The organism is Chelatococcus sp. GCM10030263 (assembly GCF_042666455.1).
Lineage (GTDB): Bacteria > Pseudomonadota > Alphaproteobacteria > Rhizobiales > Beijerinckiaceae > Chelatococcus.
Map to the genome: position 1 here is coordinate 136,322 of NZ_JBHTDB010000016.1, position 21,812 is coordinate 158,133.

Below are 21,812 nucleotides of genomic sequence, written 5' to 3' on the forward strand. Positions count from 1 at the left end.
GGGAAGGTGATGAGGGGTTAAGCCGCCGCGAGCGCCTGTTCGAGATCGGCGATCAGATCCTTGGGATCCTCCAGGCCGATCGACAAGCGGATCACCTCCGGCCCGACGCCCGCCTTGGCACGCAGCTCCGACGGCATGTTCTTATGGGTCGTCGTCGCCGGGTGAATGGCCAGCGAGCGCGTCTCGCCGATATTGGCGAGATGCGAAAAGAGCTTCAGGTTCTGCAGCATGCGCTTGGCGCCTTGCTCCCCGTCCCGATGTGAGATCGTGAAGACCGAGCCCGGCCCGAGCGGGCTGTAGCGCAGCGCGACTTCGCGGTTGGGATGGCCTTCGAGGCCGGGATAGCTCACCTTGGCGATGGCCGGGTGGCCCGACAGATAGCGTGCGACCGTATCGGCGTTGGCGCAGTGACGCGGCATCCGCAGATGCAGGGTCTCCGTGCCGTTGAGCACGAGGAAGGCGTTGAAGGGCGAGAGCCCCGGCCCGAGATCCCGCAGGCCATAGAGGCGGGCGCCGACGGCGAAGGGATTGGCCGGAAATTTCTCGGCCAGAATGATATTGCCGTAGTCGGGCCAGGGCTCCGACATCAGCGGGTAACGGGCATCGCCCTTCCAGTTGAAGCGCCCGCCGTCGACGATGACGCCGCCGATGACCTGCCCATGGCCGCCGAGATATTTGGATGCCGAGTGGAAGATGATGTCCGCGCCATAGTCGAAGGGGCGAATGAGGAAGGGCGTCGCCAGCGTGTTGTCGACCACGAGCGGAACATTATGCCGCTGCGCGATCTTGGCGATCGCTTCGATATCAATTACTTCGCCGGAAGGATTGACAATGGACTCGATGACGATCGCCTTCGTCTTTTCGGTGATCGCTGCCTCGAAGCTCTGGGGCTTGTCGGCATCGGCGAAACTGACCTTGAGGTCATTGCGCTTCTGGAGCCGCCCCATCAGACCGAGGGAGCCGCCGAAGAGCACGCTTGCAGCGACGTAGTGGTCGCCACTTTCGAGCAGCGTCATCAGGATGACGAGCAGCGCCGCCTGGCCGGAGCCGACGACAACCGCCCCGGTGCCGCCTTCCAGGGAGGCTACGCGGCGCTCCAGCGTCGCGGTCGTCGGGTTCGAACCGCGCGAATAGGAAAAGCCAGCCTTGCGCAGCGAAAAGACGTCGGCGGCGGTCTCCGGGTCATCGAAGACGAAGCCGTTCGTCAAATAGATCGGCGTCGCACGGGCGCCGGTGGCGGGATCGGGCTCGGCACCGGCGTGGACGGCGCGCGTGGCGAAGGCGAGGGGCTTCTTGGACTGTTCGGACATGGACTGTTCCTCAGGCACTGGTCGCGAGCGCCTGGTCGAGATCGGCGATGAGGTCATCCTTGTCCTCGATGCCGACGGACAGCCGGACGACTTCGGGGCCTGCACCGGCCGCCACCTTCTGCTCGTCGGTGAGCTGCTTGTGGGTGGTCGAGGCGGGATGGATGACGAGCGAGCGCGTGTCGCCGATATTGGCGAGATGCGAGAAGAGCTCGAGGCTGGAGACGAGCTTCACGCCGGCCGCATAGCCGCCCTTGAGCCCGAAGGTCATGACGGCGCCGGCACCCCGCGGCACATAGCGCTGGGCGAGCGCGTGATAGCGATCCCCAGGAAGGCCGGGATAGCTCACCCAGGCGACGGCCGGATGGTTGGCCAGATGCTGCGCTACCGCCAGCGCGTTCTCGGAGTGACGCTGCATCCGGAGCCCGAGCGTCTCGATGCCGGTGAGGATCAGGAAGGCATTGAAGGGTGAGAGGGCCGGGCCGAGGTCGCGCAGGCCGAGCACGCGGGTGGCGATGGCGAAGGCGAAATTGCCGAAGGTCTCGCCGAGCACCATGCCGTTGTATTCCGGGCGCGGCGCCGAGAGCAGGGGATAGCGCGGATTGCCCACCCAATCGAAGGTGCCGCCATCGACGATCAGTCCGCCGATGGAATTGCCATGGCCGCCGAGGAATTTCGTCGCCGAATGCACGATGATGTCGGCGCCGTGCTCGAAGGGGCGCCACAGATAGGGCGTGGCGAGCGTGTTGTCGACGATGAGCGGCACTTTGGCCTTCTTCGCGACCGCCGCGATCGCCTCGATATCGACGATGATGCCGCCGGGATTGGCGATGGATTCGATGAAGATCGCTTTGGTCTTCGGCGAGAGCGCCCGCTCGAAGCTCGCCGGATCGTCCGCATCCGCCCAGACGACATTCCAACCGAAGCTCTTGTAGGAATTGCCGAACTGGTTGACCGAGCCGCCGTAGAGCTGCCGGGCCGCGATGAATTCGTCGCCCGGCTGCAGCAAGGCGTGGAAGGTCAGGAATTCGGCGGCGTGACCGGAGGCGAGCGCCAGCGCCGCGGTGCCGCCCTCGAGCGCCGCCACACGTTCCTCCAGCACCGCATTCGTCGGATTGCCGATCCGCGAGTAGATATTGCCGAATGCCTGCAGGCCGAAGAGGCTCGCGGCATGGTCGACATCCTCGAAGACGAAGGACGTCGTCTGATAGATGGGGGTGGCGCGGGCGCCGGTCGTCGGATCGGGCTGGGCGCCCGCATGAATGGCGAGCGTTTCGAAACCGGGTTCTTTCTCGGCCATGGCCCAATCTCCCGAAGCCTCCGACGCTTCACGCCGCGCGAGGCATATTTCTCTATAACAGTCGTTTTGTTCGATAAACCGGACGCGCCGGTGGGTCAACGGCCAAACGCTTGGCTGCGCTATTCTTGCCGTATCAGAGAAGGCGCGGTCGCTCGATGGCGGGGCAGCGGTTCATGATCACGGTGACGCCGCGCGCCTCGGCCCGGGCGGCGGCGGCATCATTGCGCACCTCCAGCTGCATCCAGATCACCTTCGGCAGCGGCGTGAGCGTGCGCGCCTCGTCAACGACCGCGCCTGCGGCCTCCGAGTTGCGGAAGACATCGACCATATCGATCGCAACCGGCACATCGGCGAGGCTCGCTGAGACCGGCCGGCCGAGGAGCTCCTTGCCGGCAAGCCCCGGGTTGACCGGATAGAGCTCGTAACCGGACTCGATCAGATACTCCATGACATGGTGGCTCGCGCGCGCCGGATTATTGGAGGCGCCGACCAGTGCGATGGTTTTGACGCTCGTCAGAATGTCGCGGATGAGCGCGTCGGGATAATGGTCGTGGTTCATAACGGCTGATCCTCCACCTCTGTCGTCATAACGCGAAGCGGCGGCCTTGGCGAGCATGGGGCGGCAAAGGGGCGGTCTCAGATCATGTAACGGGGCCAGTGGGAATAGGCTGCGAGGCGCCATTTGCCCTCGACGTGCGTCCAGCGATAGCTCGTTGCTACACGCAGGGTCATCGACCCGTGCCGTGGCGTGGAGGACGAGACCGCTCGCGGACTCCAGGCGATTTCGAAACCGCAGTTCCTCCAGAACGGGTAGGCCGCCGGCATTGCATAGATCCTGATCGGGCAGGGTGGCGCGCCGCAGTAATGATTGACGATATGTTCGACGAGAACGCTGCCCGCATGGCTCTGGCCGACATGCGTATAGAGCGTATCGATTTCAATGACATCCCGCAGGCGGGCGATGATCGCGATCCCGACCGGAGCGTCCTGGAGCATATAGACGAGGATCGTATCCTGCCTTCCAAACTGGGAGGATGCAAAGCGCGGAGGCTCGTAGCTGTTCTCGAACGGGTCGTTGGAATGGCTGAACGGGGTGTCGCCGACGCTTCTACACATGAGATAGTCGATGTTATGGAGACGACGGTTCCAGCCGGCGTCGCCCTCCACCATCCAACCGCTCAGGTTGCGACGCATGGTTGGGAGCAGCTGCACATATTGCCGAGGCGTCAGCACGCGGATCGGCGGTTCCGTTCCCTTCGGGTTCACGGCGCAACTCCAACAGCGTCTCAACCGTAGCGGGATGTTGCAGAGCCTGCCTTGCAAGGCACGCTCGCTGTGGCGGAATGGCTGCTCGACCCGTCACCGGCGAATTTGTGCGGTATTATAATACAGCAGTGGGCAAGCGCCTGGAATTTATCGAGAAACTCCGCCGTGTGGATGCGAAGTGCGCTTGACCAAGCCTGGAGCATCTTGTAGAGGCTACCGCAGTGACACGCGGTGCGGCGTGACGTGCGGTGATGCGCGTCGGCGGGTTAGACCGTACCGATCAATTCGGAAAAGCCTCATGAAGACTTATTCGGCGAAACCGGCCGACGTCGAGAAGAAGTGGGTGCTGATCGATGCCTCGGGGCTCGTCGTCGGGCGCCTGGCTTCGATCGTCGCCCTCCGGCTGCGTGGCAAGCACAAGCCCAGCTTCACACCGCATGTCGACGACGGCGACAATGTCATCATCGTCAATGCCGAGAAGGTGGTGCTGACCGGGCGCAAGCGCGATCAGAAGGTCTACTACCACCACACCGGCTATCCCGGCGGCATCAAGGAGCGCTCGGCCAAATTCATCCTCGAAGGGCGCTTTCCCGAGCGCATCGTGGAGAAGGCCGTGGAGCGCATGCTGCCGCGTGGCCCGCTCGGCCGCAAGCAGCTCGGCAACCTCCGCGTCTACAAGGGCGCGAGCCACCCCCATGACGCCCAGCAGCCGGTGCCGCTCGACATCGCGTCGATGAACCGCAAGAACGTGAGGAGCGCCTGATATGGCCGACACCCTCCAGAGCCTCTCCGAATTGGGCGATCGCCTGCAGCCGGCCGCACCCGAGGCGCCCGTGCATGTGCAGAAGCTCGATGCCTATGGCCGCGCCTACGCCACCGGCAAGCGCAAGGACGCGATCGCCCGCGTCTGGATCAAGCCGGGCGCTGGCCAGATCCTCGTCAACGATCGCCCGCTGGACGTTTATTTCGCGCGTCCGGTGCTGCGCATGATCCTGCAGCAGCCGCTCGTCATCGCCAACCGCGTCGACCAGTACGACATCAGGGTGACGGTGGACGGCGGCGGTCTCTCCGGCCAGGCTGGCGCGGTGCGCCACGGCCTCTCCAAGGCGCTTACCTATTTCGAGCCGGAGCTGCGTGCCATCCTCAAGAAGGAAGGCTTCCTCACCCGCGACAGCCGCGTGGTCGAGCGTAAGAAGTACGGCCGCCGCAAGGCCCGCCGGTCCTTCCAGTTCTCCAAGCGCTGATCGGTTCTTCCGATCCGGCAAAGGGAAGGGCGGCTCGGGCCGCCCTTTTTTCTTGCGCCCGCTGCCATTGCGGGCTGAACTCTTCATCGAATCTCGGCCGGATTCGATGGAGCCCGCGATGTCCGATGAGCCGACCGGCCCGCCGATGACCGACAACGCCTTTCTCGGTCCCTGGCAGGGCGGCGCGCGCGACCCGACCTTTGCGGGGGCGCTTTCCTTCATGCGCCGCCGCTACAGTCGCGCGCTCGACGATGTCGATACGGTTGTATGGGGCGTGCCCTACGACGCCGCGACCTCGAACAGACCGGGCAGCCGCTTCGGTCCTCAGGCCATCCGCCGCGCCTCGGCGATCTTCGATGGCGATCCGCAATTCCCCTCCGGTCTCGATCCTTTCGCCGATATGACGGTCGTCGATTGGGGGGATTGCCCGTTCGATTATCGCCGCCCGCAGGACGTGCCGGGCATCATCGAGGAGCAGGCGGCCGACATTCTCAGCCATGGGTGCCACCTCGTGACGCTCGGCGGTGACCATTCGATCACCTTGCCGCTGCTGCGCGCCCATGCGGCCGCGCATGGTCCGCTCGCGCTCGTGCAGTTCGACGCCCATCAGGACACCTGGAGCGACGTCGGCGGCGGGTCGCACGGTAGCTTCGTCACGACAGCCGAGGCGGAGGGGCTGATCGACACCTCCCACTCGATCCAGATCGGTATCCGCACCGTCGCACCCGACGATTTCGGCATCGAGATCGTCGACGCCTATGAGGCGCGCGAACTCGGGGTCTCCGGCCTGATCCGCCGTATCCGCGAACGGGTCGGCATGGTGCCGGCCTATCTCTCCTTCGACATCGATTCACTCGATCCGGCCTTTGCGCCGGGCACGGGTACGCCGGTCGCCGGCGGCCTCAGTTCGGCCGATGCTTTGATGACACTCTGGGGGCTCAGGATGCTCGACTGGCGGGGCATGGACGTGGTCGAGGTCTCCCCGCCCTACGATCATGCCGACATCACGGCCATCGCGGCGGCGACCGTCGTCCAGCATTATCTGCAGATCCGGGCCGAGGGCGGCGGCGGCTGAAAGCGGCTCTCGCGCTTTTTGCACTTGCAGTTTCGCCGGCATTCCGTACATCCCGGACAGCAGCCACGAGGAGCGCGCGGCGGCGCGGAATTCGACATGGACAGACCAAGCGTCTTCATCGACGGCGAAGCGGGAACAACGGGGCTGGGCATTCGTGAACGGCTCGCGCACGTCGAGGGGGTCACCGTCCGCAGCATCGCGCCCGAATTGCGCAAGGATCCCAAAGCGCGCCAAGCGCTCATGGCTGAGGTCGATCTCGTCGTTCTCTGCCTGCCGGACGATGCCGCCCGCGAGGCGGTCGCGCTCGCAGCCGAGCTCGGCGACAAGGCGCCGCGCATCCTCGATGCCAGCACGGCGCATCGCACCAATCCGGACTGGACCTATGGCTTCGCGGAACTCGCCGAGGATCAGCCGGCGGCCATTGCCGCTGGACGCCTCGTCGCGAACCCCGGCTGCTACGCGACCGGCGCGATCGCGCTCATCAGGCCGCTCATCAATTGCGAACTGATCCCGGCGGATTTCCCGCTCACGATCAATGCGGTGAGCGGCTATTCCGGCGGCGGCCGCAGCATGATCGAGGCCTATGAAGCGGGCAAGGCGCCGGCGTTCGAGCTCTATGGGCTCGGCTTTAACCACAAGCACCTGCCGGAGATCACGCATTACAGCGGGCTTGATGAGCCGCCGATCTTCATTCCGTCCGTCGCGAATTTTCGGCAGGGCATGCTGGTGAGCATACCGCTTCATCTGCATGCGCTGCCCGACAAGCCGCCGGCCGAGGATATCGGCGCGTCGCTTGCAGCCCATTATCGCGACAGTGATGGAGTGCGCGTCTATTGCCCGGAGGAGGCCGCCAGCTTGGGTGGCCGGTTTGACGCAGAGGCCTTGAACGGCACGGATCGGCTTGAAATCGCAGTCTTCGCCGAGGTCGAGAGCGGGCGCGCCCTGCTCGTCGCGCGTCTCGACAATCTCGGCAAGGGCGCCTCGGGCGCTGCCGTTCAAAATATCAAGCTGATGCTGGGCTTAGCCTAAGCAAGCTACGAAGCCGCTGGAAGGCCGGGGCCTTCCAGCGGGATCAATTACACTCAGCTTGCCGAATAGGCGACGACCTGCTGGCGCTGTTCGCCCAGCTTCTCGATGCCGAGGCTCATCACATCGCCCGCCTTCAGGAATACGGGCGGCTTCATGCCGAGGCCGACGCCCGGAGGCGTGCCGGTGGTGATCACGTCACCCGGCTCGAGGCGCATGAACTGCGAGATGTAGGAGACGAGATGCTTCACGTCGAAGATCATCGTCTTGGTCGAGCCGTTCTGCATGCGCTTGCCGTTGACGTCGAGCCACATGCCGAGGTTCTGCACGTCGCCGACCTCGTCCGGCGTCACCAGCCAGGGACCGAGCGGGCCGAAAGTTGGGCAGCCCTTGCCCTTCATCCACTGGCCGCCGCGCTCGATCTGATAGGCGCGTTCGGATACGTCGTTGCAGACGCAGAAGCCGGCGACCACCGACATCGCATCGGCCTCGGACACATAGGATGCGCTCTCGCCGATGACGATGGCGAGCTCGACCTCCCAGTCCGTCTTTTCCGACCCGCGCGGGATCATGACGTCGTCATTGGGGCCGACGATGCAGGAGCGGGCCTTGTTGAAGAGGATCGGCTCCTTCGGGATCTCCGCGCCGGTTTCGGCGGCGTGATCGGCGAAGTTCAGGCCGACGGCGATGAAATTGCCGACATTGCCCACGCAGGGACCGAGCCGAACACCCGCATCGACCTTCGGCAAGGAGGCCGGATCGATGCTGGCGAGCTCGCGCAGCTTCTGCCGCGACAAAGCGGTGCCGCCAATATCCGGCACGACACTGCTGAGATCGCGAATATGGCCGTCAGCATCGACCAATCCAGGCTTTTCACTGCCCGCCTTGCCGAAACGCACTAATTTCATCAGCGTTTTCTCCTCTTCGCAGCGCACGATGTGTAGCGCTTCTTGCAAATGCTGCAAGAGCAGCATCGACAGTTCGATATCAGTGCAACTTCAAGTTCATTCAAATATTAATATAAACTTTAAGTTGCATAATTATCGCCGTCTCGGTCTAACTAGCGCCGGGATGAAGTGCCGGCAAATGTTCTGCGGTGCAACCTTTCGACGTCAGGCGAAAGGCCGGCTTCGTCCGTTTCCGTCGTTCAGCATGCATGATCGGGAGCGCGAGATGAAGTGTGGGCGGTTCTGGCGGAGGGTTGTCGGTGGGGCGCTGGCTGTTCCCGTGAGCTTGCCGCTCTGGGGTAGCGAGGCCGCCGCCGGATCTTTCGCCCTGCGTGAACAGAGCGCCCGCGGGCAGGGAAGCTCCTTCGCCGGTGCGGCGGCGGGAGCCGGAGGTTTGTCCTCGATTTTCTGGAATCCCGCATCCATCGCGTTCTTTCCGGGTATCCAGAGCGAGGGCGACATCGCCTTGTCGCGGCGAGGGGCGGAGATCAAGCCGGATTTCACGACACGTGGGGCGGTTGCGGCTTCGGGTGGCGTGCCGGCCTCGTCGGGCGATATCGGCCAGACGCTCCTCTCCGGGTCGAGCTATGGCAGCTACCAGGTCAATGACCGCTTCTGGGTCGGCGCATCCGTCAACACGCCCTACCGCTTCACGACCAAGCCCAATCAGAACTGGGCGGGGCAGGTTTACGCGCGCTCCGCGCGCCTGAATACGATTGCCGCAACTCCGACGGCCGCCTATCGGGTCAACGACTGGGTGACGGTCGGTTTGGGCGTCACCCTGCAATCCCTCGATCTCACCTTCAAGAATGCCATCGGCGTAGCGCCCGGCTCGCCGAGCGCGATCCTCACGGGTGACGATATCGGTTTCGGCTTCTCGGTCGGTGCAACGGTCCAGCCGCGGCCCGGCACCATGGTCGGCGTCGGCTTCCGGTCCATGGTGCATCACGACCTGCGGGGCCGCTTGCTGCCGCAAACCGGTATGGGCCAGCCGATCCGAACCAGCCTCAATCTGCCGGAGACGCTGAGCATCGGCCTGACGCAGCGGCTCGACGAACGCTGGAATCTCCTCGCCGGAGGGGAGTGGACCAACTGGAGCAGACTTGATCAGCCGGCAGTGGTCGACCGACGGACGGGGCAGTCCGTGACGGGGCTGTCCTTCCGCTACGACGACGGGGCCTTCCTGTCCTTCGGCGTCGAATATCTGTGGAGGCCCGAGCTGACCATGCGCGCCGGAATCGGCTTTGAAAGCACGCCCGAGCGGGACGACTGGCATAGTCCACGTCTGCCCGACGCCGACAGGATCTGGACATCGATCGGCGCGAGCTATCAGGCGACCGAGAAGCTCGGCTTCGAGATCGGCTATTCGCACGCCTTCGCGCGTCAGGCGCCCGTACGGATCACCGGTGCCGCGGCTGATTTCAGCGGCTTGGCCTTCGTCGGCGATGCCAAGCCTTCCGCCGATATTGTCTCGGTTGCCTGGCGCTATCGTTGGGATGCGCCGGCGAAACCGGCAATCGCGACAAGCGCCGGCGGCAACCTCCTTTACTGACCGCCTCTACTGATCCTGGTCGGCCGTGGGACTGGCGGCATTTCTATGCCGTCACCGCCACATAAGTCCCCGGCGCATCGCCGAGCGGCTTGAACTTGCCCTTTTCCGGGTCGCGCGCCGGCACGCGCTCTGGCTCGAGCTCCTCCAGCCAGCGGAACCAGTCCGGCCACCATGAGCCCCCGGTCTCCTTGGCTGCGGCGAGCCAGGTCTCGAGGTCGCCGGCCATTTGACCGTCCGACGTCCAGAACTGGTACTTGTTCCTGTGCGGCGGGTTGATGACACCCGCCACATGGCCGGAGCCGGTGATGACGAGGCGTACCGGCCCGCCGAACAGCTGCGCGCCGGCAAAAATGGAGCGCGCGGGGGCGATGTGGTCCTCGCGCGTGGCGAGATCATAGATCGGGATCGTCACCCGCTTTAGGTCGAGCTTCACCCCGTCGATCGATATCAGGCCTCGCGCCAGCTCGTTGTTGAGATAGCAGCGGCGCAGATAGAAGGAATGCGTCGCCGCTGCCATGCGCGTCGAATCGCTGTTCCAGTGCAGAAGATCGAAGGGGTAGGGCGTCTGCCCCTTGAGATAGACGTTCACCACGTAGGGCCAAATGAGGTCGTTCGGCCGGAGCATGTTGAAGGTGGTGTTCATGTGCATGGCGTCGAGATAGCCGCGCGCCCTCATCTGCTCTTCGAGCGCGGCTATCTGCTCCTCGTCGATGAAGACCTTGAGATCACCGGCGCGCGAGAAATCGACCTGCGCCGTCATCAACGTCGCCGTGCTGACACGCTCGATGCCCTTGGCCGCCATATAGGCGAGCGCCATGGCGAGCAGGGTGCCGCCGATGCAATAGCCGATGACGGAGGTCTTCTTCTCGCCGGTCGTTTGCTCGATGACATCAAGGGCGGCGAAGAGCCCTTCGCGCATGTAATGCTCGAAGCTCTTCTCGGCATAGCGCTCGTCCGGATTGACCCAGGAGATGCAGAAGACGGTGAGCCCCTGGCCGACCATCCAGCGGATCAGCGATTTGTCTGGGTTGAGGTCGAGGATGTAGTACTTGTTGATCCAGGGCGGCACGATGAGCACGGGCCGGCGCAGCACCGTCGCCGTCGTCGGTGCATATTGGATCAGCTCCATCATCTCGTTGCGGAAGATCACCTTGCCGGGGGTGACGGCCATATTCACGCCGAGGGTGAAGCTTGCCGGATCGCTCTGACGGATCTTCAGTTCGCCGCCGCCCGCCTTGATATCCTCGGCCAGCATCTTCATGCCGCGCACGAGATTGGCGCCGTTCTCGCGCAAGGTCTCGCGCAGGAGCTCCGGATTCGTCGCGACGAAATTCGACGGCGAGAGCGCGCTCGCGATCTGCTTGACGTAGAAGCGCGCCTTGTCGCGGGTATGTTCGTCGAGCCCGTCGGCGCCTTCGACCAGCTGCTCGGCCCAGGTCGAGGTGATCAGATAGGCCTGTTTGACGAAATCGAAAACGGGATGTTCCTGCCACGCCGGATCGCTGAAGCGCTTGTCACGCGGGTCGGCGCTCGCCACCGGTTCGGCCTCTTCGCCGCCAAGGCGCTTCAGGCTCGTGCTCCACAGGGCGAGAAAGTCGGAGGTAAGCCGCGACTGGGCCTCGATGGCGCGTTGCGGATTCGACATCCACGTCTCGGCGAGTTGCGCGAGCGTCTTGACGACATCGCTCATCTCGTCGGCGGTGCCGGGTTTGGCGCCCCTCGCCTCAAGGGGACGCAGATAGGCGGCCGTCACCTTGCCGGCCTCCTCGACGAACTGAGCCATGTTGCGTGACAATTGGTCCAAATCCGTCAAGCCCGCCGCGTGCGGATCCTTGTCGGTGGTCTTCGTCATGAAAGCTCCGTTCGGCAGCGGATGCATTACCCGGTCGCAACCCGCTCGATATTTTGCACTTAATATTAAAGCCAGTTCGATTACAAAGGGTCCCTGCTCAGGGCATCTTTGGCTGGGATGATGACATGCTAGTGCTCGACGACGACCACAAGAGGCGCGGCGCAAAAATCGTCCTGCGGATGGTGAGCGCCGCGGCCTTCGGCTTTGTCCTCTCCAGCTGCAATCCCGTCCGCGACGTTGCCGTCGCGACCGGCTTCGGGGCCAAAGCGCCGGAGCCCGCGCCTTTCGTGAAGGAAAGCCGTGGTGGTGTGGAGGGCGCCTATATGCCCGTCGGCGTGAAGGCGCCGCCACGGACGCTGAAGGCGCGCACGAAGGAGGAGGCGGAGGCTCTGCAGGCTCAACTCGATGCGCAGCGGCAGGCGACGGAGGCGGCCGGCGCGTCCGCCCAGGCGCTCGGCGCTGCGGTCAAGGCGCGGCCCATCCCGAAGCCGCCGCAGGTCCAGAACAACACGACGAGTGACTGAGCTCGGCCAGACCGCTATCGGTTTGGCAAGTACGATCGCAAGAAAGGTTTGACGGCGTTTTGTGCGGGGATCATGTTCGCAGAACGCCTGTCCCAACGCGTTGAAGGCGAGTGCTTTCACGGTTTCGCCTCGCGAATGCCGGAAAGCTCTCCCAAGTTCGGCCGCTTCGCCAGTGGCCGAATGACCATGTGAGGCCCCTGGCGAGGGCAGAACCCCGGCCCGCAATCCGCGACCGGCCATCGGACCACTCAACGGATCGAATCCCATGACGGATTTCCACCGCATCAAGCGTCTGCCGCCTTACGTCTTCGAGCAGGTGAATCGCGCGAAGGCCGCAGCCCGAGCCGGTGGTGCCGACATCGTCGATCTCGGCATGGGCAATCCGGACCTGCCGGCGCCGCGCCACGTGATCGAGAAGCTCGTCGAGACCGCCGGGCGCCCGCGTACCGACCGCTATTCGGCATCCAAGGGCATTGGCGGGCTGCGCCGCGCCCAAGCCGGCTATTACGAGCGCCGCTTCGGTGTGAAGCTCAATCCCGACACCCAGGTGGTCGCCACACTCGGCTCCAAGGAAGGCTTCGCCAATATGGCGCAGGCCATCACAGGGCCCGGCGACGTGGTGCTCGTGCCCAATCCAAGCTACCCCATCCATGCCTTCGGATTCCTGATGGCGGGCGGCGCCATCCGCTCCGTTCCGGCGGAGCCGACGCCGGCCTTCTTCCCGGCGCTCGAGCGGGCGGTGACCCATTCCATCCCGAAACCGATCGCGATCGTCGTCTGCTATCCGTCGAACCCGACCGCCTATGTGGCCTCGCTCGATTTCTACCGGGACCTCGTCGCCTTCGCGAAGAAGCACGAGCTGATCGTCCTGTCGGATCTCGCCTATGCAGAGGTCTATTTCGACGGCGAGGCGCCGCCCTCGGTGTTGCAGGTGCCGGGTGCCGTGGACGTCACGGTCGAATTCACCTCGATGTCCAAGACCTATTCCATGGCAGGCTGGCGCATGGGTTTCGCGGTGGGCAACGAGCGCCTGCTCGCTGCGCTCGCCCGCGTGAAGTCCTATCTCGATTACGGTGCCTTCACGCCGATCCAGGTCGCGGCCACGGCTGCGCTGAACGGCCCGGACGACTGCATCGCCGAGATGCGCGATACCTATCGGCGCCGCCGCGACGTGCTGGTCGATTCCTTCGCGCGGGCCGGATGGCGGATACCTTCGCCCTCCGCCTCGATGTTCGCCTGGGTCGAGATCCCCGAGCCGTTCCGCAGCCTCGGCAGCCTCGAATTCTCGAAGCTCCTGATCGAAAAGGCCGAGCTCGCGGTCGCGCCGGGCATCGGCTTCGGCGAATATGGCGACGAATATGTCCGCATCGCGCTCGTCGAGAATGAGCAGCGCATCCGCCAAGCCGCGCGAAATCTCCGTCGCTTCCTTGAAACGGCGGACAAAACATTGCACAACGTCGTCCCGTTAGCGGCTCACCGATAGCCGTCCGTCGCGCCGGAGAGGCGTCGGCGGTCAGCGGGTCGCTCGCTCTCTTCGGCGCGTGTCCTTGGGACCCGCGCAATCTCAGGCCGGGTTGACGGAACGATGGCGCAGGTTTTTCGCATAGGCATCGCCGGCCTGGGCACGGTGGGCGCGTCCGCGGTCCGCATTCTCGACCGACAGGCGGACAGGCTCGAAGCCAGTTGCGGCCAGCCGGTGCGGGTCACGGCCGTCACCGCGCGCAGCCGCGGCAAGGAGCGAGGGCTCGATCTCGATCGCTTCGCCTGGCTCGACGACCCGGTCGCGCTTGCCACCTCCACCGAAATCGACTGTTTCGTCGAGCTCATCGGCGGCGAGGACGGAGTCGCCAAGGCGGCTGTCGAGGCCGCACTCGGCGCGGGCAAACACGTCGTCACCGCCAACAAGGCGCTTCTGGCGCGGCACGGCACAAAACTCGCAGCGCTCGCCGAGAAGAACGGCGTCACGCTTCAGTTCGAGGCGGCGGTCGCCGGCGGCATCCCGATCATCAAGACCCTGCGCGAGGCCTTGGCCGGCAACGAGGTCTCGCACCTCTTCGGCATTCTCAACGGCACCTGCAACTATATTCTTTCGCGCATGGAGGACGAAGGGCTCGCCTTCGAGGCCTGTCTCGCCGAGGCGCAGCGGCTCGGCTATGCCGAAGCCGATCCCACCTTCGATATCGGCGGCTTCGACAGCGCCCACAAGCTCGCCATTCTTACGAGCCTAGCCTTCGGCACGGCCATCGATGCCGAGGCCGTGCATGTGGAGGGCATCTCGTCGATCTCCTCCATCGATATCCGCATGGCGCGCGAGCTCGGCTATCGCATCAAGCTTCTCGGTGTCGCCGAGCGCACGCCGACCGGCATCGAGCAGCGGGTGCATCCCACGATGGTGCCACTCTCCTCGGCCATCGCCCAGGTCATGGGCGTGACCAATGCCGTGACGGTGGCCGCCGATGCCGTGCGTGAGATCACCCTCATCGGCCCCGGTGCCGGCGGCGATGCGACCGCTTCGGCGGTCGTGGCGGATATCGCCGATATCGCCCGCGGTGTCGGCGGGGCGCCTTTCGGCCGGCCGACCACTGCGCTGCGGAAGGCGGAGCGGGCCCCGATGCAGCGCCACCACGGCGGCTATTACGTGCGCCTCACGGTGCATGACCGGCCGGGTGCGGCTGCCTCCATCGTCAACCGTTTCGCGCAGGCCGACATTTCGCTCGAATCGATCGTGCAGCACCGCTCGGAGGATGCGGCCGCGCGCGACCCGGCCGGGCGCTCCGGCGCGCCCGTTCCCGTCGTCCTCATCACCTATGCGACGACGGAGGCGGCAGTGCGCGCCGCCATCGACCAGGCGCTCGGCGACGGCTATGTGGTCGAAGCGCCGCAAGTCATCCGCATCGAGCGCGAATAACCATTCCGCGGGCGAATGCCCGAGAGTTCAGAGCAGGAGCGTATGTCGATGACCAGCGCAGCGAGTCCGAAGCCGAACCCGCATATCGAGCGCGTTCTCACCCTTGAGCTGGTGCGGGTCACCGAGCGTGCTGCAGTGCTCGCGGCGCGCCTGCGCGGGCGCGGCAACGAGAAGGCCGCCGACCAGGCGGCCGTCGACGCGATGCGGCGGGAGCTCAATCGGCTCGCGATTGACGGCACCATCGTGATCGGCGAGGGCGAGCGCGACGAGGCGCCCATGCTGTTCATCGGCGAGAAGGTCGGCAACAAGTCCGGGCCGAAGGTCGATATCGCCGTCGATCCGCTGGAGGGCACAACGCTCTGCGCGCGCGACATGCCGGGCTCGATCGCCGTCATGGCCATGGCGGAGGAGGGCACGCTGCTCCATGCGCCCGACTGCTATATGCAGAAGATCGCGGTCGGCCCGGGCTATTCGAAGGGCGTCGTCGACCTCGATGCTTCGCCCGAGGACAATGTCAATGCGCTCGCCAAGGCCAAGGGCGTAAAGCCTGAAGACCTCACGGTGCTGATCCTCGACCGGCCGCGCCATATCGATCTCATCGGCGCCGTCCGGCAGACCGGTGCTGCGGTGCGCCTCATTACCGATGGCGATGTCATGGGGGTCATTTTCACGACCATGCCGGAAAAGACCGGGGTCGACATGTATCTCGGCATCGGCGCGGCCCCGGAGGGCGTTCTCGCCGCGGCGGCGTTGCGCTGCGTCGGCGGGCAGATGGAGACGCGCCTCATCCTCGACACGCCCGAGCAGCTCGAACGCGCCGGCAAGATGGGCATCTCCGATCCCAAGCGCAAATACCAGATCGAGGACATGGCCTCGGGCGACGTCGTCGTGGCGGCGACCGGCGTGACCGATGGGGCGCTTCTCTCGGGCGTGCGCTTCGGCCCGCGCGTCATCGAGACCGATACGCTCGTCTATCGCTCTGAAACCGGCACCGTCCGGCGGATCAGCGCCGAGCATCGCCATCTGGCGAAGTTCCATCTGGGCTGAGCCCGCGGGCGCGTGAGCCAGCCAGGACCTCCACTCTCAAGGCCTCTACTCTCAAGACCTCCACTCTCTTGACCAAGGCTGCCTGCCGGCGGATCGTTAGGCGGTGCGTTGCGGCGCCCGGCCGCCGGAGGCAGGGCGGGGGCGAAGGCGCTACCGCTGCGTGATCGGAAACCGGAGGCCGCCATGCCCATGTCGTTGCGCGGTTCGTGCCGCTGCGGATCGGTGAAGTTTTCCGTCGAAAGCCACACGCCCTATCCCTACCAGCTCTGCTACTGCTCGATCTGCCGCAAGACCGCGGGCGGCGGGGGCTATGCGATCAACATCATGGGCGATGCCGACACGCTGACGGTCGAGGGTGAGGCCGCGATCGGCATCTACCGGGCGGAAATCGTCGAGGATGGCGTCGCCGAGCGGAGCGAGGGCCGGCGCCATTTCTGCCGCAACTGCGCAACCGCCCTATGGATGTCGGATCCACGCTGGCCGGAGCTCGTGCATCCTTTCGCCTCGGCCATCGATACAGACCTGCCCAAACCGCCGTCGCGGGTGCATCTCATGCTGCGCTACAAGGCGAGTTGGGTCGAGCCGGACATCGGACCCGACGACCGCGTCTTCGATGAATATCCGGAACAGTCGATCGAGGACTGGCACCGCAGCCGCGGGCTATGGATCGATTGATGGCGGGGCAATCAGGAAAAAACGAATCTTGTGAGGTCTTTGCCCTTGAAAGATAAGACAATGATTCATGGGCAGCGATGTTGGAGCGGGACTACAGCATCACCGGATAACACTTTGCCTCAGGACTCGTTTTGACCTTTGGTCGGTGAGTGGCTGCTGGAGCCACCACGACGTCATCCCGGAATCGAGCGGAGCGAGGTGTCCGGGATCCAGAACCGATGCTGCAGACCGGAAGGGCGAGGCCTGCTATCGCGTACGGCCATGCGAGCGCATCCGGATCCGCATCGGTTCTGGATCCCGGGCTCCACACTTCGTGCGGCCCCGGGATGACCAAAACTCGGCTGCGCAGCACTGCTATGACCTGATGCTGGCGCCGCCCGGCTTCGGCACTCCAGTGGATGAGTCGATTTGTCGTCGGCAAAGCGCCGCGAAGGCCGCTAAACTCCCCCGGTGCTCGAATCACCTGCTGCATTCCGTCCCTTTCTCGGCGTATCCCGTTCCGTGCTTGGCCAGGCTTGGCGCGATCGGCTGGACGACGCCGGGGCCGCAACCGCGCTCGCCATGGTGCAGGCGCATGCCCTGCCGGATGTCGTGGCGCGCATCCTTGCCGCGCGCGGGGTCGCGGCTGAGGCCGCCTCCGGCTTTCTCGAACCGCGCCTGCGCGACCTGATGCCGGATCCCGACAGCCTGCGCGACATGGCGCCGGCGGTGGCGCGCCTCACCCGGGCGATCGTGCAGGGCGAGACGGTTGCCGTGTTCGGCGACTATGACGTCGACGGCGCCTGTTCGACGGCGCTGCTGGCGAATTTTCTGGCCCGCTGCGGCACGCCTTTCGTCATCCATATTCCCGATCGCATCACCGAGGGCTACGGCCCCAATGTGGAGGCGATCCGCGCGCTCAAGGCGGAGGGGGCGAGCCTTCTCGTCACCGTCGACTGCGGCACGACGAGCTTCGAGCCGCTGGCCGAGGCTGGCCGGCTCGGGCTCGACGTCATCGTCATCGACCATCATCAGGCGCCGGCGGAGCTGCCCCCGGCCGCGGCGATCGTCAATCCGAACCGCCAGGATGATCTCTCCAGCCTCGGCCATCTCGCCGCGGCGGGCGTTGTCTTCATGGTGATGGTGGCGCTCAATCGCCATCTGCGCGGCCAAGGCTTCTGGGACGGGCGCGGCGGAGCGCCCGATCTTCTGGGCGATCTCGACCTCGTCGCGCTCGCCACCGTTGCCGATGTGGTGCGGCTTGAAGGCCTCAACCGCGCCTTCGTCCGGCAGGGGCTGCAGATCATGCGCCAGCGCCGGCGTCCGGGGCTCACGGCGCTCCTCGATGCCGCCGCCCTGCGCGGCCCGCCGGAGGCCTGGCATCTCGGCTTTCTCGTTGGTCCGCGAATCAATGCTGGCGGGCGTATCGGGGATGCAGCCCTCGGCGCCAAGCTCCTCATGACGGAAGACGCGCTGGAAGCGGCGCGGATCGCCGGCGAGCTCGACCAGTTGAATCGGGAGCGGCAAGTCATCGAGCAACTGGCGGTGGAGGAGGCGACAGCGGAGGCCGAGCGTCTGCTCGAACGCGCGGATAGATCCGTCCTCGTCGTCCGCTCACCGGAGTGGCATCCGGGCATCGTCGGCCTCGTGGCCGCCCGCCTCAAGGAGCGATTCGGGCGCCCGGCCTTTGCCTTCGCCCTGACCGCCGAGGGCGGTACCGGCTCCGGCCGCTCGATCCTCGGCGTTGATCTCGGGCGGGCGGTGCGCGCGGCGGTCGAAGCGGGCGTCGCGGTCAAGGGGGGAGGGCACGCCATGGCCGCCGGCGTGACGCTCGGCACGTCGGATCTCGCTTCCTTCACGGCCTTCCTCGATGAACGGCTTGCGACGGCTGTTGCTGCGGCGCGGCTCGAAACCGGGCTTTCCATCGATGCGGCCGTGACTGCCGGCGGCGCGACGCCGACGCTGATTGCGGGCATCGCCCGGGCCGGTCCCTATGGCTCCGGCAATCCCGAGCCGGTCTTCGTCTTTCCGCATCATCGGCTGGTCGATGTCGCCGAAGCCAAGGGCCATGTGCGCATCAGCCTGAAGAGTGGCGACGGCGCCTCGGTCGGCGGCATTGCCTTCCGCTCGGCCGATCGGCCGCTCGGTCAGGCGTTGCTCGCTGCCCGCGGCCGAACGCTGCACATCGCCGGTACGCTGGCGCTCGACACCTGGGGCGGAAGCCCCAAGGCGAGCCTCAGGGTCATGGATATCGCCGAGCCGGCGCGGTAGCACGGCCCTCGTCTGTGGGCAGCGTGGCGCCGATAGCGATCAGACCGTCTGTGCGCTTGCGGCATCCGCCGAACGTCTCTATATGTTCGCGCCGTCGCGGGCCGCGCTCCGGTTCGCCGACTGAGCGCTCTTCGTCTATCGGTTAGGACGCCACCCTTTCACGGTGGAGAGAGGGGTTCGATTCCCCTAGAGCGCGCCATCTTCATTGTATCTCGTCTCAATCCAGGACTTATGGCCACGGCTTGCCCGGGTGACGGTTAATTGCACCAGTCGGCCAGCTGTAGCCATTGTAGAGTAACTGCTCATCGGCGGAGTCTTGCGCTCTCAGCCGGTTTTGACTAGCTTGATGGCAAGGGGTTGCGACTACCCCGTGAGGCGGCAGCCCAAAGATCGCGTCCAAACTCCCAACCAAGGGATGGGCGCCTATGCCGTCGAACACCGAAATCACATCGTCTCAGCTTGCACGTCTGATCGGTCTGCCGACCGCACCGACGATCATTGACGTCCGCACCGCCGAGGACATTTCAGCCGATCCGCGCTTCCTGCCCGGCGCAGAGCATCGCGACGCAGTCGAGGTTGCAAGCTGGGCGAAGGAATTCACCGGCCGCAACGTGGTCGTGGTTTGCCAGAAGGGGCAGAAGCTCGGCCAGGGCGTCACGGCTTGGCTCCTCCATGAGCGGGTCAAGGCGGAGATGCTCGAGGGAGGCTTCGAAGCGTGGCTCGCGTCAGGCGGGCTTCTCGTCAAACCCGACAAGTTGCCCAAGTGCGACATCTCCGGACGCACGGTCTGGGTCACGCGCGCGCGCCCCAAGATTGACCGGATTGCCTGTCCCTGGCTCATCCGCCGCTTCATTGATCCAAAGGCCGTTTTCCTCTTCGTGGCTGCTTCCGAGGTGATGGCGGTGGGCGAGCGTTTCGGCGCGACGCCGTTCGACATCGAGAATGTCTTCTGGAGCCATCGCGGCGAGCGCTGCACCTTCGACACGATGATCGAGGAGTTCGGCCTGTCCTCCGCTCCGCTGGAGCGGCTGGCGACGATTGTGCGCGCCGCCGACACGGCGCGTCTCGATCTCGTGCCGCAGGCTGCCGGCTTCCTCGCCGCTTCGCTGGGACTTTCGCGCATGTTCCGCGATGACCTCGAACAGCTCGAGGCGGGGCTGCTCCTCTACGACGCCTTCTACCGCTGGTGCAGGGACGCAACCGACGAGACGCACAACTGGCCTTCCACCCACAAGCCGGCGTGAGGGCGGCGGCGATGTCGATCGATGCCACGAAAGGTGCCGCGACAGCCGAACCAACCGCTCCCACATTCGCAGAGGCGACCCGCGTCTGGGCCAGGATCGGGCTACTCAGCTTCGGCGGCCCCGCCGGCCAGATCGCCTTGATGCACAAGGAGCTGGTTGAGGACCGCCGCTGGATCGGCGAGCAACGCTTCCTGCACGCCTTGAACTACTGCATGCTGCTTCCCGGTCCCGAGGCGCAACAGCTCGCCATCTACATCGGCTGGCTCATGCACCGCACCGCGGGCGGTCTCGTTGCCGGCATCCTCTTCGTCCTGCCCGGCGCGTTCGTGATGCTGGGGCTCAGCATTCTCTACGCCTTCTACCGGAATGTGCCGCTGATCGAGGCCGTGTTCTTCGGCGTGAAAGCGGCTGTGCTGGCCGTCGTGGTGGATGCCGTGTTGCGGATCGGCAAACGTGCTCTGAAGAACCGTGTGATGATCGGCATCGCAGTTGCCGCCTTCGTCGGCATCTATATCTTCCGTGTCCCCTTTCCGATCATCATTCTGATCGCCGGCCTGATCGGCTGGTTGGGCAGCCGTGCCGCGCCGCAGCTCTTCTCGAATGACGGACACGGCGGCAAGCGCGACGCTCCCGACTTGAAGGGCGTCATCGACGGAATGTTCGAGCGCGGCGAGCTCGCGCATGCCGATCCGTCCTGGGGCCGAGCGGCACGTGTGCTAGCGCTATGGCTTCCGATCTGGCTGGGCCCGGTCCTGCTGTTATGGCTGGTCACAGGCTCTTCCAGCATTTGGACGAAAACCGGTACCTTCTTCAGCACCATGGCGGTCGTCACCTTCGGGGGCGCCTATGCCGTCCTCGCTTACGTCGCGCAGGCTGCCGTCGATACCTTTGGCTGGCTCGCCCCCGGTGAAATGGCGGACGGCCTCGGCCTCGCCGAGACGACACCGGGACCGCTCATCATGGTCCTGCAGTTCGTCGGATTTCTCGCCGCTTATCGTGCGCCGGGTACCTTCGACCCGCTTCTGGCCGGTTGTCTCGGCGCTCTGCTGACTACCTGGGTGACGTTTGCGCCATGCTTTCTGTGGATTTTTCTTGGCGCGCCCTATGTCGAGGCGTTGCGCGGCAACAAGGCGATCTCTGCGGCTCTAACGGCCATCACCGGGGCCGTTGTCGGCGTGGTGATGAACCTCGCGCTCTGGTTCGCGCTGCACGTGGTGTTTCGTGACGTCAGGACGCTCGACATCCTTGGCGCCGGGCCGGATGTGCCGGTGCTCGGTTCGATCGACTGGCAGGCCGCTGTGCTGGCTCTCGCAGCGATGGTTGCAATGCTCGGGTTCAAGATCGGCATGATCCAGACGCTTTCGGCGTGTGTGATCGCCGGGGTGGCGCTGAAGGGACTGGCAATCGTGCTTTGAGTGCCGCCTCAAAGCTACCCATAAGAGCCCGTTCGCCCCGCCGTCGCGGGCTGTCATGATTCCACTTGACAAGGGCACGCTTCCCATAGAGCTTATTTGTGAGGCGCGGGGCAATGTTGCCTGTTTTTGCGCCACCCATGCAACATTTCCAATCAGCGAGGCTATCCGGCCTGGTTTGGA

19 protein-coding genes and 1 tRNA gene are annotated in these 21,812 nt (G+C 65.2%); 14 read left to right on the plus strand and 6 right to left on the minus strand.

Annotated features, from left to right (window positions below; genetic code table 11):
* Positions 1–17: 17 nt before the first annotated feature.
* The 4 genes from ACFQU1_RS23010 to ACFQU1_RS23025 all read right to left on the minus strand — a co-directional run bounded on the left by ACFQU1_RS23010 (position 18) and on the right by ACFQU1_RS23025 (position 3,873).
* Positions 18–1,310 carry an O-acetylhomoserine aminocarboxypropyltransferase/cysteine synthase family protein gene (locus ACFQU1_RS23010; RefSeq protein WP_378137153.1) on the minus strand — a complete coding sequence of 431 codons (1,293 nt, stop codon included), beginning with the start codon at positions 1,308–1,310 and terminating at the stop codon, positions 18–20.
* Between the two features lie 10 nt (positions 1,311–1,320).
* Complete coding sequence (locus tag ACFQU1_RS23015) at positions 1,321–2,607, minus strand: O-acetylhomoserine aminocarboxypropyltransferase (protein ID WP_378137155.1); 1,287 nt, start codon at positions 2,605–2,607, stop codon at positions 1,321–1,323.
* Positions 2,608–2,740: 133 nt separating this feature from the next.
* A complete protein-coding gene (locus ACFQU1_RS23020; protein WP_378137157.1) occupies positions 2,741–3,166 on the minus strand; it encodes a CoA-binding protein in 426 nt (141 codons plus the stop codon).
* Positions 3,167–3,243: 77 nt separating this feature from the next.
* Positions 3,244–3,873 carry a hypothetical protein gene (locus tag ACFQU1_RS23025; RefSeq protein ID WP_378137159.1) on the minus strand — a complete coding sequence of 210 codons (630 nt, stop codon included), beginning with the start codon at positions 3,871–3,873 and terminating at the stop codon, positions 3,244–3,246.
* A gap of 298 nt (positions 3,874–4,171) precedes the next feature.
* Between ACFQU1_RS23025 and rplM the strand changes: the two genes are divergently transcribed.
* From rplM to argC, 4 genes are all read left to right on the plus strand, one after another.
* Positions 4,172–4,636, plus strand: coding sequence for a 50S ribosomal protein L13 (gene rplM, locus ACFQU1_RS23030; RefSeq protein WP_378137161.1), 465 nt, complete (start codon positions 4,172–4,174; stop codon positions 4,634–4,636).
* A 1-nt stretch (position 4,637) separates the two neighbouring features.
* Positions 4,638–5,117 carry a 30S ribosomal protein S9 gene (rpsI, locus tag ACFQU1_RS23035; RefSeq protein ID WP_378137163.1) on the plus strand — a complete coding sequence of 160 codons (480 nt, stop codon included), beginning with the start codon at positions 4,638–4,640 and terminating at the stop codon, positions 5,115–5,117.
* A gap of 118 nt (positions 5,118–5,235) precedes the next feature.
* Entirely contained in the window at positions 5,236–6,192 is a 957-nt protein-coding gene (gene speB / locus ACFQU1_RS23040) for an agmatinase (RefSeq protein WP_378137165.1), read from the plus strand.
* A 96-nt stretch (positions 6,193–6,288) separates the two neighbouring features.
* Positions 6,289–7,221, plus strand: a complete 933-nt coding sequence (gene argC, locus ACFQU1_RS23045; RefSeq protein ID WP_378137167.1) for an N-acetyl-gamma-glutamyl-phosphate reductase — start codon at positions 6,289–6,291, stop codon at positions 7,219–7,221.
* 53 nt (positions 7,222–7,274) lie between these two features.
* Here the strand turns inward: argC and ACFQU1_RS23050 are convergent, their stop codons facing one another.
* Positions 7,275–8,126, minus strand: a complete 852-nt coding sequence (locus tag ACFQU1_RS23050; protein ID WP_378137169.1) for a fumarylacetoacetate hydrolase family protein — start codon at positions 8,124–8,126, stop codon at positions 7,275–7,277.
* A 265-nt stretch (positions 8,127–8,391) separates the two neighbouring features.
* Here ACFQU1_RS23050 and ACFQU1_RS23055 point away from each other — a divergent pair, with 265 nt between their 5' ends.
* Positions 8,392–9,717: an OmpP1/FadL family transporter gene (locus ACFQU1_RS23055; RefSeq protein ID WP_378137171.1), complete on the plus strand. Its 1,326-nt coding sequence runs from the start codon at positions 8,392–8,394 to the stop codon at positions 9,715–9,717.
* A gap of 43 nt (positions 9,718–9,760) precedes the next feature.
* On the opposite strand, the gene phaC is transcribed toward ACFQU1_RS23055, so the two are convergent.
* The gene (phaC, locus tag ACFQU1_RS23060) at positions 9,761–11,569 is read right to left on the minus strand and encodes a class I poly(R)-hydroxyalkanoic acid synthase (protein ID WP_378137173.1); all 1,809 of its coding nucleotides are present in this window, start codon (positions 11,567–11,569) and stop codon (positions 9,761–9,763) included.
* A 125-nt stretch (positions 11,570–11,694) separates the two neighbouring features.
* On the opposite strand from phaC, the gene ACFQU1_RS23065 reads away from it, so the two are divergent.
* The 9 genes from ACFQU1_RS23065 (at position 11,695) to chrA (ending at position 21,632) form a co-directional block, all read left to right on the plus strand.
* Complete coding sequence (locus tag ACFQU1_RS23065; RefSeq protein ID WP_378137175.1) at positions 11,695–12,093, plus strand: hypothetical protein; 399 nt, start codon at positions 11,695–11,697, stop codon at positions 12,091–12,093.
* Positions 12,094–12,358: 265 nt separating this feature from the next.
* Positions 12,359–13,576 (plus strand): LL-diaminopimelate aminotransferase, encoded by a 1,218-nt coding sequence (locus ACFQU1_RS23070; protein ID WP_378137177.1) that lies wholly within the window; start codon positions 12,359–12,361, stop codon positions 13,574–13,576.
* 102 nt (positions 13,577–13,678) lie between these two features.
* The gene (locus tag ACFQU1_RS23075; protein ID WP_378137179.1) at positions 13,679–15,001 is read left to right on the plus strand and encodes a homoserine dehydrogenase; all 1,323 of its coding nucleotides are present in this window, start codon (positions 13,679–13,681) and stop codon (positions 14,999–15,001) included.
* A 48-nt stretch (positions 15,002–15,049) separates the two neighbouring features.
* On the plus strand, positions 15,050–16,048 hold the full coding sequence (glpX, locus tag ACFQU1_RS23080) for a class II fructose-bisphosphatase (protein ID WP_378137181.1): 999 nt from the start codon (positions 15,050–15,052) through the stop codon (positions 16,046–16,048).
* A gap of 183 nt (positions 16,049–16,231) precedes the next feature.
* Entirely contained in the window at positions 16,232–16,723 is a 492-nt protein-coding gene (locus tag ACFQU1_RS23085) for a GFA family protein (RefSeq protein WP_378137183.1), read from the plus strand.
* A 501-nt stretch (positions 16,724–17,224) separates the two neighbouring features.
* A complete protein-coding gene (gene recJ, locus ACFQU1_RS23090; protein WP_378137185.1) occupies positions 17,225–18,973 on the plus strand; it encodes a single-stranded-DNA-specific exonuclease RecJ in 1,749 nt (582 codons plus the stop codon).
* Between the two features lie 124 nt (positions 18,974–19,097).
* Positions 19,098–19,172 (plus strand) — tRNA-Glu (locus ACFQU1_RS23095).
* Positions 19,173–19,398: 226 nt separating this feature from the next.
* The gene (locus ACFQU1_RS23100) at positions 19,399–20,217 is read left to right on the plus strand and encodes a chromate resistance protein ChrB domain-containing protein (protein ID WP_378137187.1); all 819 of its coding nucleotides are present in this window, start codon (positions 19,399–19,401) and stop codon (positions 20,215–20,217) included.
* An 11-nt stretch (positions 20,218–20,228) separates the two neighbouring features.
* Positions 20,229–21,632, plus strand: a complete 1,404-nt coding sequence (chrA, locus tag ACFQU1_RS23105; protein ID WP_378137189.1) for a chromate efflux transporter — start codon at positions 20,229–20,231, stop codon at positions 21,630–21,632.
* Positions 21,633–21,812 lie beyond the last annotated feature (180 nt).